The sequence below is a fragment of the Pandoraea bronchicola genome (assembly GCF_902459805.1).
Taxonomy (GTDB): Bacteria; Pseudomonadota; Gammaproteobacteria; order Burkholderiales; family Burkholderiaceae; genus Pandoraea; species Pandoraea bronchicola.
The window spans coordinates 1-15199 of record NZ_CABPST010000003.1; the positions used below are offsets into that span (position 1 = coordinate 1).

The 15199-nt window shown below is 64.4% G+C and carries 14 protein-coding genes; 11 read left to right on the forward strand and 3 right to left on the reverse strand.

Annotation, left to right across the window (positions count from 1 at the left end):
• The 5 genes from PBR20603_RS07575 to PBR20603_RS07595 all read left to right on the forward strand — a co-directional run.
• Window positions 1-186 (forward strand): NAD(P)(+) transhydrogenase (Re/Si-specific) subunit beta (locus PBR20603_RS07575; RefSeq protein WP_150558950.1); only part of this gene is annotated, 186 nt, incomplete at its 5' end.
• A gap of 107 nt (window positions 187-293) precedes the next feature.
• Window positions 294-1244 carry a LysR family transcriptional regulator gene (locus tag PBR20603_RS07580; protein ID WP_150558951.1) on the forward strand — a complete coding sequence of 317 codons (951 nt, stop codon included), beginning with the start codon at window positions 294-296 and terminating at the stop codon, window positions 1242-1244.
• 403 nt (window positions 1245-1647) lie between these two features.
• Window positions 1648-2814, forward strand: a complete 1167-nt coding sequence (locus PBR20603_RS07585; RefSeq protein WP_150558952.1) for an ankyrin repeat domain-containing protein — start codon at window positions 1648-1650, stop codon at window positions 2812-2814.
• A gap of 9 nt (window positions 2815-2823) precedes the next feature.
• Complete coding sequence (locus tag PBR20603_RS07590) at window positions 2824-3009, forward strand: hypothetical protein (RefSeq protein ID WP_150558953.1); 186 nt, start codon at window positions 2824-2826, stop codon at window positions 3007-3009.
• 231 nt (window positions 3010-3240) lie between these two features.
• Window positions 3241-4482: an MFS transporter gene (locus PBR20603_RS07595; protein WP_174977833.1), complete on the forward strand. Its 1242-nt coding sequence runs from the start codon at window positions 3241-3243 to the stop codon at window positions 4480-4482.
• A 25-nt stretch (window positions 4483-4507) separates the two neighbouring features.
• Here PBR20603_RS07595 and PBR20603_RS07600 read toward each other — a convergent pair whose 3' ends face one another.
• The gene (locus PBR20603_RS07600) at window positions 4508-5266 is read right to left on the reverse strand and encodes a 2-keto-4-pentenoate hydratase (protein ID WP_150558955.1); all 759 of its coding nucleotides are present in this window, start codon (window positions 5264-5266) and stop codon (window positions 4508-4510) included.
• A gap of 290 nt (window positions 5267-5556) precedes the next feature.
• Here PBR20603_RS07600 and PBR20603_RS07605 point away from each other — a divergent pair, with 290 nt between their 5' ends.
• Entirely contained in the window at window positions 5557-6276 is a 720-nt protein-coding gene (locus PBR20603_RS07605) for a GntR family transcriptional regulator (RefSeq protein ID WP_150558956.1), read from the forward strand.
• Between the two features lie 36 nt (window positions 6277-6312).
• Here the strand turns inward: PBR20603_RS07605 and PBR20603_RS07610 are convergent, their stop codons facing one another.
• Complete coding sequence (locus tag PBR20603_RS07610) at window positions 6313-6987, reverse strand: GntR family transcriptional regulator (RefSeq protein WP_150558957.1); 675 nt, start codon at window positions 6985-6987, stop codon at window positions 6313-6315.
• 210 nt (window positions 6988-7197) lie between these two features.
• On the opposite strand from PBR20603_RS07610, the gene PBR20603_RS07615 reads away from it, so the two are divergent.
• The 5 genes from PBR20603_RS07615 to mdtD all read left to right on the forward strand — a co-directional run bounded on the left by PBR20603_RS07615 (window position 7198) and on the right by mdtD (window position 13778).
• On the forward strand, window positions 7198-7977 hold the full coding sequence (locus tag PBR20603_RS07615; RefSeq protein ID WP_150558958.1) for an enoyl-CoA hydratase/isomerase family protein: 780 nt from the start codon (window positions 7198-7200) through the stop codon (window positions 7975-7977).
• A gap of 1 nt (window position 7978) precedes the next feature.
• Window positions 7979-9217, forward strand: a complete 1239-nt coding sequence (locus PBR20603_RS07620; protein ID WP_150558959.1) for a CaiB/BaiF CoA transferase family protein — start codon at window positions 7979-7981, stop codon at window positions 9215-9217.
• A 298-nt stretch (window positions 9218-9515) separates the two neighbouring features.
• Window positions 9516-11387: a glycoside hydrolase family 15 protein gene (locus PBR20603_RS07625; RefSeq protein ID WP_150558960.1), complete on the forward strand. Its 1872-nt coding sequence runs from the start codon at window positions 9516-9518 to the stop codon at window positions 11385-11387.
• A gap of 183 nt (window positions 11388-11570) precedes the next feature.
• Window positions 11571-12179, forward strand: a complete 609-nt coding sequence (locus PBR20603_RS07630; protein ID WP_150558961.1) for a hypothetical protein — start codon at window positions 11571-11573, stop codon at window positions 12177-12179.
• 21 nt (window positions 12180-12200) lie between these two features.
• A complete protein-coding gene (mdtD, locus tag PBR20603_RS07635; protein WP_281355991.1) occupies window positions 12201-13778 on the forward strand; it encodes a multidrug transporter subunit MdtD in 1578 nt (525 codons plus the stop codon).
• Window positions 13779-13787: 9 nt separating this feature from the next.
• Here mdtD and PBR20603_RS07640 read toward each other — a convergent pair whose 3' ends face one another.
• A complete protein-coding gene (locus tag PBR20603_RS07640) occupies window positions 13788-15047 on the reverse strand; it encodes an ABC transporter substrate-binding protein (RefSeq protein ID WP_150558962.1) in 1260 nt (419 codons plus the stop codon).
• Window positions 15048-15199 lie beyond the last annotated feature (152 nt).

Consider the following 15199-nt stretch of genomic DNA (forward strand, 5'->3'; position numbering starts at 1 on the left):
CAATCGCCGATTGCCGGCATGCCGATTCTCGAGGCCTACAAGGCCAAGACGATCATCGTCAACAAGCGTTCGATGGCGGCGGGCTATGCCGGGCTGGACAACGACCTGTTCTATCTCGACAAGACCATGATGGTCTTCGGCGACGCGAAGAAGGTGGTGGAGGAAATGGTCAAAGCGGCGGCTTGATCCGATCGATCGGCTTGATCGGGGTATCACGGGGCGCGCCGCCGGATGCGGCGCGCCAGAGCCATTTCGATGGCTCGTTTGCTCACTTTCTGGCAGGGCACAAGCACATGAACGTATCGCTGAGACAGCTCAAGGTCTTCATGGTCGTGGCGCGCAGCAAGAACTTCAGCCGCGCGGGCGCCGAGATCGGCCTGACACAACCGGCCATCAGCCGTTGCATCAACGAACTGGAGGGACAACTTGGCCTGCGCCTGGTCGACCGCACCACGCGCGAGGTCGCGCTGACCGACGCGGGTGTCACGCTCGCCAGCAATCTCGACCGTGTGCTCGACGAACTCGAGATCGCCCTGCTGCAAACGCACGGCGCTGAAGCGCGCACGACCGGCCGCGTTCGTATCGGTGCCGCGCCGACGATCTCTGCGACGCTGTTGCCGCGCGTGTTGCTGGCGTCGCAGGCGACGTATCCCGACATTGCGCTCGCGCTCGTCGACCAGATGCAGCGCGCCGTGCTCGACAGTGTGCGTGCAGGAGACGTGGACTTCGGTATCGTGGTCGCCCCGCAAGGCGCAGACGATCTCACGACCGAGCACCTGATGAGCGAGCCATTTTGTCTTGTGTGTCGCAGCGATCATCCGCTTGCGACGCAGGCGGCAGTGCACTGGTCGGAGCTCTCGGGCGAAAACCTGGTGCTGCTCAATCAGAGTTCGGGCAGCCGTCCGTTGATCGATCGCGCGCTGACTACCCAGAAGGTGCAGGGCACGATCACGCAGGAACTGGGGCACGTGAGCACCATCTTCCGCATGGTGCAGGAAGGGTTGGGGGTGAGTGTGCTGCCGCCGCTGGCGTTGCCGTTGCCGGAGAACTCGACGCTGGCCGTGCGTCCGCTATTGCCAGCCTTCGAGCGCAACATCGTGCTCGTGCGCCGCAAGAACCGCTCGCTCTCGCCGGTGGCCCATACGGTGTGGGAGTTGATTCACCGCGTCGTTCGAGAGCGCAACAAGGGATTCGCGATGGGGGCGGAACACCATGTCGCTGCCGCAACGGCTTCGGAGAACTGAATCTTCGATTCGAATCAATTACTTGAGTCCCGTCGTCAAGGACTTTTCCACAGACTTGAACACAAAATCTGTGGATAAATCAGAGGGGCATGCGGCGCATTTGCCTGCGAGTGCCTCCTTCTGATCTATTTCCCCAAAAACGCCATACCGATCAATCGCTTGGCGATTCTCCCGTGCTCGTTGTCCACAGCCTTGTGAACAAAAACGGTGGATAACTCCCGGCTCGGCGGCTGTCTCGTGACGTCGACTCCCGACAGGTTAGTGTCGGATTGCCAAGATGCCCCGGCGCGCGGGTGCATAGGATGCCCAACGGCTGGTGCCTGCGCACTCGCGGCTCGGGCATCGACCTGATCCTTCGCGGGCGGGCTGGCAAGCCCTCATCCCTTAGATCAGGAGTTGCTCGATGTTCCCTTCGCCAAGCGGCGGCCTCGCCCCGTATCGTTCCGAAGTCCCGGTGCCGTCGTTCGAGCATCGGCCGTGTCGCAGTCATTGCCAGTCCGATGTCGCGGATCTGCGCCAGCGGTACCTGCGGGCGCCACGAGACAGCCCGCTTCGCGAGAGCCTGTTCTCGATGGCGACGAGTGCCTCCGGCAGTGTGGCGGTATTTCTCGAGCCATTACTGCCTCGCGATGTCAGGGGCGGCTTCCTGTTGAACGCGCAGGAGCTGGCGACGTTGCGATGCATTGCTTTCCTGCCTGCTGCGGACGTCGGCCTGGACCTGCTGCTGCGCGCAGGTCTGCCGGAAGACGCGGCGCACGACCTGTGCGAGCTGCTGCGCAACGCGCCCGAAGATGCTGTCATGACCACACTGGCGTCGCTCCTGACGGCACCGTCACCGCTCGCGCACTGGTGGAATCACGCGCCGGCACCCAGCGGCGACAGCGTGTCGCGCGATGCACGGCGAGCGCTTCGCCTGCTGCAACTGGCCGGCCACCGTCAGTGGCCGTTTGCCGAACATGTCTGGCGCGGCGCGGTGACGCTCGCGGGGCAGGCATTGCGAGGCGACGCTAATTCCGGGGTGCCGCCAGATCCTCACTTGGGGGTCGCGTTGCTCGATTTGCTGCCGCGAAATCTGCATTCGCAGCGTCTCATGGTGGCGTTTACCGGCGAACCGATCCTGCTGTTCTCGATGCGCACCGGATTCCCGGCGGCAGCCGTCGAGAAGATGTTGTCGCTCGGATTCGATGCCAATGTCTCGTCGCCAGAGGGACGTGCGCCCGCAGGAGATCCAGTGCCGATTCTGCCGGGGGCCACGCCGTTGCATTACGCAGCCCTTCACGGCGATCTCGAGCTGATCGGGCTGCTTGCGAGTCATGGTGCCGATCTCAACGCGCGCGATGCACGCGGCTATTCGCCCATGCTGTATGCGAAGGCGGGGGCACCGCTACTGTATGGCTACGACACGGTGACGACGCTCAGGCCCGAGGATCGTGCCGACATAGGGCTGCGCGACGCGACGGCCGCAGTCGTGCGTTCGCTGTGCCGTCTCGGCGCCGATCCGAGTGTTTGCGGCCGTGACGGCGCGGGGCTGGGGCGCACGCTGATCCTGTCCGTCATCGCGTCGTTTTAGGGCGGTGGCATGGCGCAGTGGCCTGAGTTCGAACAGTTGCTCGTCATGCTGAAGGGCAGGGGAGTGCACTTCAACATGCCGGGCGGCACCGGGGTCAGCCATGTCACGGCATTCGCCGAGGTCAATGCGCGCGACGATCCGGACGACGCGATCTGGGCGCTTCGCACCCTGCTGGCAAAGCTCGACGCCCGATGACGCGCACGCGGCCGAGAGGCGGTGCCCCGTCTTTTTCAACGCCACATGGATTCGCCGCCCAACGGCAATCGCGCGATGGGTGCACAGCACCGTCACACGGAGTGCGTTAGAATTCCGGGACCGGGCAGCCCCGCATCCTGCCGGGGCTTCGCCGGTCTTCTCTTCAAACGACAACGCAGTTGTCTCTGCCGCGTCATTCCCGCTTCTCCTGCGATTCCCATGACTTCCGAAATGACGAAGCCACGTACGGGCTTTTGGCCTGCACGCGCGGCGACGATGGCATTGCTGTTTTGCAGCGGATTCCTGTATGCGACGTGGGGTGTTCATGTGCCCACCGTCAAGGCGATGTTCGACCTGAACGACGCCAGCCTTTCCGTGGCCATGTTCGCCGTGGCGGGCGGCGCGATCGTCACGATGTCGCGTATGGCGCGCTGGGTCGGCCGCGCGGGCAGCCGGCGCGCGAGCCTGCACTCGGGCATCGCGTTGGCGCTCACGAGCGCCTTTATCCTGTCGATGCCGAGCTATTGGGGGCTCGTGGGCTGGCTTGCCCTTTACGGCGCGGCGAACGCGACGTACGACGTCGCCGTGAATGCGCAGGCCGCCACGCTCGAAGCCCGCTATCGCCGGCCGATCATGGCGTCGCTGCATGGCTGCTTCAGTCTGGGTGGCATGGCGGGGGCGCTCGTCGGTGGCGCATGGCTCGCCCATCACGGCTCGCCGCAATGGCACATCGGCCTCGCTGCGCTCATGTGCGCGGTGGTGATCGTTGTTGGCGCCCGTTTCATGCAGTCCGACATGATGCCCGGCGAAGCGCCAGTCGCGAACGAAAGCGACGGCAAGGGGGCGGCCCGCCAGCATACGCCGCCACCCGCGCTGGACGACGCCGCGCGTCGCAAACTGCATCGCAAGCTCACGGGCTTCGGCGTTCTCGCGTTTCTGGGGCTGGTAGTCGAAGGCGCGATGTACGACTGGACGGCGGTGTACATGCGCGAAGTGATTGCCGCGCAAGGGGCATGGGTGGGCGCCGGGTATGCCGCCTTCTCGCTGGGCATGGCCGGCGGGCGCTTCGGTGGCGACCCGGTACGTGCCCGCACGGGCGGTGCGCGACTGCTGCGCGTGAGTGGTCTGCTATGTGTCGGCGGTGTTCTGCTGGCGTTGTTCTGGCGTGTGCCTGCGGCAGCCGTCGTGGGCTTCGCGCTCGCGGGACTCGGACTGTCGAATGTGATGCCCGTGATGTTCGCCGCGTCGGGCGAGGTCGCGCGCGGCGCTGGCATGGCGAGTGCCGAAGCCATCGCGGTGATGGCGCGGCTGGCCTATCTGGGACTGCTTACCGGTCCGGTGCTGATCGGCGCGATTGCCCACGGCATCAGCTTGCCGGTGGCGTTGGGCGCGGGGCTGCTTTGCATTGTGCCGATTGCGTTACTCGCGCCGAAGATGCTGGCAGGCGCCGACGGGCGCGCCACGCAGCGCTGAAAAGCCGCGTGTGCGCCGGACGCGTTCACTTCAGCGTCACGGACACTTCACCGATGCCATCGATGGTGCCACGCAGCAAGCCTTTCGCACTGGCGGGGATCATGCCGACGTAGGAGCCGCAGGTGATGATGGCGCCTGCGCGCATGGTGATGCCGCGCTTGCCGTTGTGGTTGACGAGCCAGGTGAGCAGGGCGCGCGGATCGCCACCGGTGTTGCCGGTGTGCGCCGGCGCGATGTTGTTGCCGTCGAGCGAGAAGGTGAGCTTCGGCGTCAGGTAGTTCAGCGAAGCATCGTAGTCACGGCCGCTGCCGATCACGAGCGCGCCATTGTTCTGCAAATCGGCGAGCGTGAATCGGCTGTCGAGACCTTTCGACGCGAAGCGGCTGTCGGTGACCTCGATCGTGGTCAGCGTTTCGCCGACGAACATCATGGCCTCACGCTCGTCGTAGCTGCCCGGTTTGATGTCGCGTGCCAGACGGAACGCGATTTCCAGTTCCAGACCCGGGCGGAAGAAGTCGTCGAGGCTCAGGGTGCCGCCGGCATCGCTCACGACGGACGCGGGAATCGGCGCGCAATTCGGCAGATCCGACGGCGCCTTGGCGCCCACTTTCCACGCCGCAATCGTCTCGCCGAGCAGGTCGAGTGTGCGCAACTGCACGGCATAGGCGGTGCTGGCGTCAGCGGGCAGCAGCGCAGGTGCGGGGGAGTCGATCGGCGTGTCGCCGCGGCGGGTGTCGGCCAGCAGTTGCGCCAGCGCGTCGACAGCGGCTTGATTCTCGAACATCTTGCAGGTCTCCTGAGGGAAGGGCGATGCGCCAGGCATTTGCCGGCTGCCCATTGCCCACATCGTATACAAAATTCATGTGCCATTGCGCAGTGCAACGAACGTGATGCTTACTCAGTGAAAACACCACCTAACGTAGTCAAATTCGCCTTGATCTGCGAGAATCGGACTTCGTAATAATTCGTAATATTTCGTGCGGTGTGGCAGCGGAGGTGAACGCCGTCGCGCGCGAAAGTGCAGTGCGTGCAGTCGATGACCTTCTTCTCAAAGCGAACGACCCGGCCAAGCCTATGCACTCTGTGACCCTGAACGCCGTACGTGACACGCTCATCCATCCGCCGGACAACGGTGCGGCGCAGCCGATCAGCCGTCAGGCGCTGCATCATGCCGTGATGGATCGTCTGCGCAAGATGATTACCGAGGGGGCCCTGTTGCCGGGGGCGCATCTGAATGAGCGGGCCTTGTGCGAACAGCTTGGCGTGTCGCGCACGCCGCTGCGCGAGGCGCTCAAGATGCTTGCCGTCGAGCGGCTGATCGAACTGCTGCCGAATCGGGGTGCGCGCGTGGTGACGCTCTCGGCCAGCGATATTGCCGACGCGTTCGAACTGCTCAGCGGTCTCGAAGCGCTGGCGGGTGAATTGGCCTGCGAGCGCATGACTCAAGCGGAAATCGACGAGATTCAGGCATTGCAGTCCGCCATGGACGCGTGTCACGCGAACGGCGATCTGTCCGGCTATTTCGATTTCAATCAACGGATTCACGATTGCATCAACGCTGCAGCCCGCAACCCCGCACTCACGCAGATGTATCAATCGGTCAATCGGCGCTTGCAAGCGCTTCGATTCCGATCCAATCTGCACGCGGGCAAATGGGAGCAAGCCATTGACGAGCACTCGGCGATGCTGCGTGCCTTGCATCAGCGCGACGGTGCCGCATTGGGACGACTGCTGCGGGGACACCTGATGGTCAAATGCGCGACCGTACTCGCCAGCATGCGCGCCGCCGCGTGACGCTCAGGCGCGGCGCACACTCCCACGCGCCTGCACTCATGCCGCGCGACTCATACTCACCAACCCGTCGTTGAGCATGGCCGCCACGTAGGCGTCGGTCTTGCTGCGCAGGTGCGCCTCCATCAGCGCGCGCAATCGCTTGCCATCGCGGCGACGCAGCAGCGCGAGCATTTCAGCGTGTTCGTCAACGGCCTGACGCCAGCGCTCGGGCGTGGGCGTGAGGCGCTCGCGCACGTGCCGCAAGCGGGCATTGAGATTGTGAAAGTACTCCGCCAGCGGGCCATTGTCCGCCATGCGCAAAATGCTCAGGTGGATCTGCTGATTCAGCGCGAAGTAGGCAGCATGATCGCAGCGTTCATAAGCCGATTCCATTTCGCGCTGTCGTTGCGCCAGGTCGTCCAGATCGGCGTCCGACGCTTTCTCGCACGCCTGCTCCCCAGAGAGTCCTTCGAGCACCGCCATCACGGCGAGCAGGTTCACGACCTCATCGACACTCACACGCGCCACGCGTGCCCGGCGGGTTTCCGAAATCTCCACCAGTCCCTCGTTCGCCAGCCGCTTGAGCGCTTCGCGTAGCGGCGTGCGCGAGACCGCCAGTTCGTCGCAGAGGGTGCGTTCCGAGAGCGGCGCGCCAGGGCGCAAGTCACCGCGCACAATGCGCGCCTTGAGGGCTTCGTAAGCGGCAGCATTCAGCGAGGCGGACGTGCTCATGTGCAAGGATTGAAAAAAATGGAATACCAATTTTGGTGGTAACAGGCGAGGCCGTCAATCGAAAATCCTATGTTTTTGCACGTTAACCCTAATTTTCGAGATTGCTGCTTGCCAACAGCCTGACGATGAATTTATCGTTTACCAAAAATTGGTATACCAAAAAGGAAGCCGGCTGACATCGGGTGCGTGCTGGCATTTGAAGGAGGCAATGTGACATCGAACGTTCTGACCGAGCGACACGGCGCAGTTGCGCTGGTCACGCTCAATCGCCCAGAGAAGCTCAATGCGTTGACCCGGCCGATGTGGCAAGCCTTGGGTGACGCGATCCTCGCGTTGTCCGAGACGCCCGGTGTGCGCTGCATCGTGCTGCGCGGCGCGGGAGAGAAGTCGTTTGCGCCGGGCAACGACATTGCCGAGTTCGAGACGGATCGGGCCAACGTGGAGCAGGCGCGCACGTATGGCGCTCTCATGCACCGCACGCTCGATGCGCTGGCCCATTGCCCAGTGCCGCTCGTCGCGATGATTCATGGCATTTGCGTGGGGGGTGGCATGGAAATCGCGGCGGCCTGCGACGTGCGTATTTGCGGTGAATCGAGCCGCTTCGGTGCGCCGATCAACAAACTGGGTCTGGTGATGGCGCACGCCGAGCTGTCGGGGCTTGTGCGGCTGCTCGGGCCCGCCCGGGCGCTGGAGATTCTGCTCGAGGGGCGGATTTTCGATGCGCAGGAGGCGTTGCGCATCGGCCTCGTCACTCGCGCCGTAGCCGACGCCGACGTCACGCGCGAAGCGCTCGCGAGTGCGCAACGCATTGCCGCCGGGGCGCCGCTGGTTGCGCGCTGGCACAAGCGCTTCGTGCGCGAACTGGCGAGCGGCCAGCCGCTCACGCCCGCGCAGATCGATGAGGGGTTCGCGTGCTTCGGCACGGCCGATTTCCAGACGGGCTATCGGGCCTTCCTCGCGAAGACCGCGCCCGTGTTCGAGGGGCGCTGACATGACCCGTCCGGAGAAGAAGGCCAGCGGGCCGTTGCACGGCGTCAAAGTGATCGAGCTGTCGCACATCATGTCCGGTCCGGTGTGCGGCATGATGCTCGCGGACATGGGGGCCGATGTCATCAAGGTCGAGAAGCTGGAGGGCGACGATGCGCGTCGATTCGCACCGATCCTCCCGCACGGCGAATCGGCCTCGTTCATGATGCTCAATCGCAACAAGCGCGGCATTGCACTCAATCTCAAGACGGAGGGCGGCAAGGCGGTGCTGCGCAAGATGTTGGCGAGTGCCGACGTCGTCACTGAAAACTACCGCAAGGGGACGATGGAAAAGCTCGGCCTCGGCTACGAAACGCTGCGCGAGGCCAACCCCGGCCTCATCTATTGCGCCATTTCCGGCTATGGCCGCACTGGCCCGTATGCGGACAAAGGTGGCTTCGATCTGATCGCGCAAGGCCTCTCGGGCCTGATGAGCGTGACCGGCGAGCCAGGGCAAGCGCCTATCAAGGCGGGCTCACCGATTGCCGACATCAACGCGGGCATTCTGGCGGCACTCGGCATTTCGGCGGCCTATGCCCATCGACTGCGCACGGGGCAAGGGCAGATTGTCGACACGTCGTTGCTCGAGGCGGGTTTTCAGCAGATGTACTGGGCCGCCGCCAACTTCTTCGCGAGCGGCGAGAATCCGCCGAAACTCGGCTCTGCGAACCCGACGAGCACCCCCTATCAGGCCTTCCGCACGCGCGACGGCTGGATCAACATCGGCGCGGCCAATCAGGCGAACTACGAGCGTCTCCTTCAGGTGCTCGACGCCCCCGAGATCGCCAGCGATCCGCGCTTCGCCACCAATGCCGGGCGCACCACGCATCGCGCCGAACTCGTCGAACGGCTCACGGATTATCTGAAGCGCGACACCACGCAGCACTGGGTCGAACGTCTCGACGCGGTGGGCTTGCCCGTCGGCCCGGTGCTGCCGATCTCCGAGGCGGTGTCGCACCCGCAGATCGTAGCGCGCGAGATGGTGGTGGAGACCGTGCATCCGCTTGACGGCCCGACGCGCAGCATCGGTTTGCCGATTCGCTTCTCAGAAACGCCGAAGTGCACCGGCGGTCCTGCGCCGCGGCTTGGCGAACACACTCGCGAAGTGTTGGCCGAGTATGGTTTCGATGCGCAGCAGGTCCATGACCTGTTGGCGCAGGGAGCGGTGCATGGACTGGAAGCGGCGGCGCCTGCGAGCGCATGACGTATGTGCCGCGTTTGCGATGCGGATTCTCCGCGTCTTCGCAAATTGCATAGAACTTCCCTCCCGGTGGCCGGTCGGTTTTTGGACGGGGGCCTGACAGGCCTCCGACCAATCTGACCCGACGGCAACGTCGTAAGGAGGGAGAGCATGACGCTTGACACAATCTCCGGCAGCAACCCCGTCCCACCATTTGCCCGATGGCCGCGTGCCGGCGACGCGCGTACCATAGGGCTTCACGCGCTCGCGTTCCCCGGCCGCAGCCGGGGGGCACCGTTCCTCCCCTGTTCGCGAGGTGAGCATGCCGGCACGTATTGAAGATTACGCAATGATTGGCGACTGCCGCAGCGCCGCGCTTGTCGCCCGCGACGGCTCCATCGACTGGCTCTGCTGGCCATATTTCGATTCCCCCGCCTGCTTCGCTGCGCTTCTCGGCGGTCCCGAGCACGGCCGATGGAAGCTCGCTCCCGACGACCCCCATGCCACCTGCACGCGGCGTTATCACGACGACACGCTGATTCTCGAGACCCGCTTCGAGACCGTGGAAGGTTGCGTCGCCGTGATCGATTTCATGCCGTTGCGCGATGGTGCCGCCGATCTGGTGCGGCTGGTCAAGGGCATACATGGCACGGTGTCGATGTCGATGGAGCTGATCCTGCGTTTCGACTACGGCGCGTCGGTGCCGTGGTCGCGTCCGCTCGAGAGCGACGATCCGACCGGGCCGGGCATGCGGCTCATCGCCGGGCCCGACAAAGTGGTGATGCGCACCCCGGTCGAGATTCAGGATGTGCCGGGCAGTCTGCGTGCGCGATTCGACGTGAAGGCGGGCGACACAGTGCCGTTCGTGCTCTCGCGCGTGCCGTCGCATCACGCCGATCCGCGCGAGATCGATCCGCTCGCGGCGCTGACCGATACCGAGCGCTACTGGCGCACATGGGCCAATCGCTGTCAGCTCGACGGCCGCTGGACCGATGCGATTCGTCGCTCGCTCATCGTACTCAAGGCGCTCACGTTCGTGCCGACGGGCGGTGTGGTCGCTGCACCGACGACGTCGCTGCCCGAGCAACTCGGCGGCGAACGCAACTGGGACTATCGCTATTGCTGGCTGAGGGACGCCACGCTCACCTTGCAGGCCCTCATGCTCGGCGGCTATTACGCCGAGGCGAACGACTGGAGCCATTGGCTGGTGCGCGCCGTCGCAGGGGCACCGTCGCAGGTGCAGATCATGTACGGTCTGTCGGGCGAGCGGCGCCTTCCCGAGTGGGAAGTCGAATGGCTGCCCGGCTACGAAGGCGCGAGACCTGTGCGCGTGGGCAACGGTGCCGTAGGGCAGTTGCAGCTAGACGTTTATGGCGAGGTGATGGATGCCTTGCATCAGGCCCGTCTGGGCGGCCTGCGACCGGACGACGCCACGTGGGAGGTGCAAACCAAGCTGGTGGCCCATCTGGAAACCGTCTGGCGCAAGCCGGACGAGGGCATCTGGGAGGTGCGCGGCGGGCGTCAGCACTTCACCTACTCGAAGGTGATGGCCTGGGTCGCGTTCGATCGCGCGATCAAGTCGGCCGAGCGCTTTGGCCTGCCGGGGCCGGTCGATCAATGGCGGCGCTTGTGCAAGGAGATTCACGCGGATGTATGTACGCATGGCTTCGACAAGGGGCGCAATGCGTTCATGCAGGCCTACGGTTCGTCGGAGATGGACGCGAGCGCGCTGATGATTCCGCTTGTGGGTTTTCTGCCGGCGCACGATCCGCGCGTGATCGGCACTATCGAGGCGGTGGAGCGCGAACTCATGCATGACGGGCTGGTGCAGCGCTATCGCACGAGCCGTGTCGCCGATGGTTTGCCGGCGGGCGAGGGCGCGTTCCTTGCGTGCAGCTTCTGGATGGTCGATTGTCTGGTGATGATCGGCCGTCAGGCTGACGCCCGGGAGCTGTTCGAGCGATTGCTGTCGTTGCGCAACGATGTCGGCCTGCTGGCCGAGGAGTACGACACGCATCACAGGCGCCAGGTCGGCAACTTTCCGCAAGCGTTCTCCCACATCGCACTCGTGCACGCGGCGATCCGTCTCGAGGCGTTCGCCGCCGACGATCATGCAGACGACGCGGCAGAAGCGCGCGAAGCCGATGACGAAGCGCGGTTCGAGCATGTGGGCTATCGGGCGGTGAGGGTCTGAGGCGCAGGGGGGGGCTGCGGCGGGTAAGCGCCGAAGCGCCGAAGCGGCGACGGGGGCGACGGGGGCGACGGGGGCGAGTGGACCGGCGCCGCTGCTGCGGCTCAAGGAACTCGGTGGGTTGCCGTAAATACTTTTGAATCCTTACCAATCCTTACTATCTCTTCCTGCCGAGCCCCCGTTTTCATGACTATCATCATTCCGAACAAGGGAAGTGCGACGTCCGGCCTGCTGGAGGTCTGGCAATCGCATATCCAGCAGCAACAGACTGAAAAGGCGCAGGCGGCGGCCAATGTGTCCAGCAGCACGTCCGGCGGGACGTCCGGGAGTGCGGCCCAGCCCAGCCCGGCACCCAACGCACCCAACGCACCGGACGCGGTAAGCGCTGCCAATGCGGCCAACGCCGCCGGCACCCACGCAACCGAGAGCAGCGACACCAGCGACGCCGGCTCGAACAACGGATCGAACTCCCGCCGGATCGACACCAATATGGTCGATATGGTGCGCGGCGCGCGCGATGGCGCGAAGCAGACCGGCAAGGCGGTGAGCGCTGCTTCAGACGCTGGCGGTGCGGGCGACCCCATCGTTGCCGAGACGATCCGAAAGCTCAAAGCGATGCTTGCGAAGGTCATGGCGCAGCTCGACGCTGTGCGCAACAATGATCGGCTGCCGCCGGAAGACAAGCTCCAGCAGACGACGGCCCTTTCCGCGCAAGCGATGTCGATTCAGGCGCAGATCTTGGCGCTGATGGATCCGACAAAGACGAGCGGCACGCACGTCGATACGACAGCCTGAGTCTGGCCGGCATCGCCGCTGATGCAAGATTCGCATCAGTCGGTCAGGCCAGGCGCGCTAGAATTCTGCTTTCGCTTAATTCTTCACAGAGCCACGGCCAGCCGCCATGCCTCGTCAACGTGCCGCATGAAGCAAGACAAGACACTCACCGCCCTGCTATGGATCGTCGCGGCGGGCTTTTTCATGCAGGCGCTCGACACGACCATCGTCAACACGGCGTTGCCCGCCATGGCGGCAAGCCTTGGCGAGAATCCGCTGCGCATGCAGCCGGTGGTGGTGTCTTACTCGCTGACGATGGCCATGCTGACCCCCGCATCGGGGTGGCTGGCGGACCGCTTCGGCACGCGCCGTGTCTACTTTGTCGCCATTCTGCTGTTCGTCCTCGGCTCGATCTGCTGTGCGATGGCGCATACGCTGCCGCAACTGGTGCTCGCGCGTGTCTTGCAGGGGGCGGGGGGCTCGATGCTGCTGCCGATCGGCCGTCTGGCGGTGCTGCGCACTTTCCCGGCTGGCGAATATCTGGCGGCGCTTGCCTTCGTGTCGATTGCCGGACAGGTCGGTCCGATGATCGGCCCGGTGCTGGGCGGCTGGCTCGTGCAAGTCGCTTCGTGGCACTGGATATTTCTCATCAACGTGCCGATCGGCGTCATCGGCAGTCTGGCCGTGCGGCACTACCTGCCGCGGCCCTCCCGGGACGATGTCATCGACACTGGTTTCGACTGGGGCGGCTTCGCGTTGCTTTCGGTCGCGATGGTGACGTTCACGCTCGCACTCGATCATCCGTTCTCCGATACGGGATGGGGCGTGTCGGTGGGGCTGGCGTTGCTTTGCGTCGTCACGACGTTGGCGTACTACCCGTATGCCCGGCGCCGCGCCGCGCCACTGTTCCCGCTTGAACTCTTCGAGACGCGCAGTTTCAGCCTTGGCCTGCTGGGCAATCTCGTCGCTCGGATTGGCAGCAGTGCGGTGCCGTTCCTGTTGCCGCTGCTGCTGCAAGTCGCCATGGGCTACAGCCCGCTCGCGTCGGGCCTGATGATGCTGCCGGTCGCCCTCGCGGGCGTGGTCGTCAAGCGCATGGTCACGCCGCTGGTGCAGCGCCACGGCTACACGCGCTTTCTGATGGTCAACACGGCCGTTGTCGGTGGATCGATCGCGAGCTTCGCGCTGTTCGGTCCGGGCTGGCCGATGTGGCTGGGGCTGGTGCAGTTGGCGGTGTTCGGCGGTGCGAACTCGATGCAGTTCGCCGCGATGAACAGCGTCACGTTAAAAGACCTCGGCACGCGTCGTGCGAGCTCGGGCAATGGGCTGTTTTCGATGGCGCAGATGCTTGCGCTGGGATTGGGCGTGACCATCGGCGGCCAGTTGCTGGCGCTGTTCGGTCATCTGGCCGGGCAAGCGGGTGAGGCGGGGGTGGCGGGGGTCGCGGGGGATGTGGGCCTGGGCAGCACCGTGGCGGGCTTTCGCATGACGTTCGTGTGCGTCGGCCTGATTACGCTTGCCTCGGCGCTCGTGTTCCGTCGCGTGGAAGACCCGGCGGCGGGCAAGGCCCGCGCCGGTGGCGAGACGCCATCCGCGTCTGCCACCGATCTCAAGCGCTAAGCGCGCAGCTTACTTCTTTACCAGCGCACACTTCGAATCGGCCAACGGGGCGAATGCCTTGTCGCCCGGAATCGTCTCCACGATCTTGTAAAGATCCCATTCCGACTTCGACTCGGCCGGCGTCTTGACCTGCACCAGCAGCATGTCGTGCACCAGCTTGCCGTCGGCGCGAATCTGGCCGTTGCGGATCACCGGATCGTCGATTTTCATCGACTTGAGCTTGGCCATGACGGCGTCGGCCTCGTCCGTGCCGGCCGCCTGTACTGCCTTCAGATAGTTGAGGACTGCCGAATAGACGGCGGCCTGCATCATCGTCGGCATCTTCTTGTGCTGCGCGTAGAAGCGCTGGGCGAACGCCCGCGAGCGGTCGTCCTGATCCCAATAGAAGCCGTTGGTCAGCATCATGCCCTGAGCGTTCTTCAGGCCCATGCCGTGGACTTCCGTGATCAACGACAACAGCGGGGTGAAGACCTGCTTGCCGCCCTGGATGATGTTGAACTGCGAGGCCTGCTTGACGGTGTTGAGCGTGTCCGTGCCCGAGTTCGCCAGCGCAATGACCTGCGCGCCGGACGTCTGCGCACGCAACAGATATGACGACAGATCGGGCGAGTTCACCGGGTGCTTTACCGAGCCCACGACCTTGCCGCCCTGACGCGTGAGAATCTCGCTGGCGTCCTTCTCCAGCGCCTGACCGAACGCGTAGTCGGCGGTGATGAAGTACCACGACTTGAGGCCGCGACGCAGCAGCGCCTGTGACGTCGAGTTCGCGAGCGCATAGGTGTCGTACATCCATTGCACGCTGTGCGCCGTGCATTGCTCGTTGCTGATGGCGGAAGAACCCGCACCAGTCACGAGCGCGATCTTCTTCTTTTCGTCGGCGATGCGATCGACCGCGAGGGCCACGTTCGAGAACGTGAGGTCGGTAATCATGTCGACCTTGCCCCGGTCGTACCACTCCCGTGCGATGGTGGCGCCGGTGTCGGTCTTGCCTTGCGAATCGGCGGAGATCAGTTCGATCGGTGCGCCCAGCACCTTGTGATCGCGTGAGAAGTCGTCGATCGCCATGGTGGCGGCAAGCACGCTGCCTTTGCCCGCGTTGTCGCTCGACACGCCGGACAGGTCGGTCAGCACACCAATCTTCACGACACCATCGGAGATGCCGCTCGCCGGTGCGGCATGAGCGGTCGTCGTGGCGGCGCCAAGTGCGGTGAGGGCGAAGGAAGCAGCGATGGCAATCGTACGGCGCAGATGGCCGGTGAGGCTGGGCATGTCTTGTCTCCAATATTCGAGTGATGGCGCCCCGTCGGCCGCTATCTCTTTCGGATGGCTGGTGCCGCCGGGTCTCAAACATCTTAAACATTTCGTAATCGATTGCGCAATCCGTAATGACCGTGAGGTGCATCAGGATTTTCCTGACCTTT

Excerpts from the sequence above, each read along its gene's own strand:
- PBR20603_RS07610 (WP_150558957.1), bottom strand. The coding sequence starts at position 6,987 with ATGAGCACGTCCGCCTCGCTGAATGCTGCCGCTTACGAAGCCCTCAAG.
- PBR20603_RS07580 (WP_150558951.1), top strand. The coding sequence starts at position 294 with ATGAACGTATCGCTGAGACAGCTCAAGGTCTTCATGGTCGTGGCGCGC.
- PBR20603_RS07605 (WP_150558956.1), top strand. The coding sequence starts at position 5,557 with ATGCACTCTGTGACCCTGAACGCCGTACGTGACACGCTCATCCATCCG.
- PBR20603_RS07590 (WP_150558953.1), top strand. The coding sequence starts at position 2,824 with ATGGCGCAGTGGCCTGAGTTCGAACAGTTGCTCGTCATGCTGAAGGGC.
- PBR20603_RS07625 (WP_150558960.1), top strand. The coding sequence starts at position 9,516 with ATGCCGGCACGTATTGAAGATTACGCAATGATTGGCGACTGCCGCAGC.
- PBR20603_RS07600 (WP_150558955.1), bottom strand. The coding sequence starts at position 5,266 with ATGTTCGAGAATCAAGCCGCTGTCGACGCGCTGGCGCAACTGCTGGCC.
- PBR20603_RS07585 (WP_150558952.1), top strand. The coding sequence starts at position 1,648 with ATGTTCCCTTCGCCAAGCGGCGGCCTCGCCCCGTATCGTTCCGAAGTC.
- PBR20603_RS07620 (WP_150558959.1), top strand. The coding sequence starts at position 7,979 with ATGACCCGTCCGGAGAAGAAGGCCAGCGGGCCGTTGCACGGCGTCAAA.
- PBR20603_RS07640 (WP_150558962.1), bottom strand. The coding sequence starts at position 15,047 with ATGCCCAGCCTCACCGGCCATCTGCGCCGTACGATTGCCATCGCTGCT.
- mdtD (WP_281355991.1), top strand. The coding sequence starts at position 12,201 with ATGCAAGATTCGCATCAGTCGGTCAGGCCAGGCGCGCTAGAATTCTGC.
- PBR20603_RS07595 (WP_174977833.1), top strand. The coding sequence starts at position 3,241 with ATGACGAAGCCACGTACGGGCTTTTGGCCTGCACGCGCGGCGACGATG.
- PBR20603_RS07630 (WP_150558961.1), top strand. The coding sequence starts at position 11,571 with ATGACTATCATCATTCCGAACAAGGGAAGTGCGACGTCCGGCCTGCTG.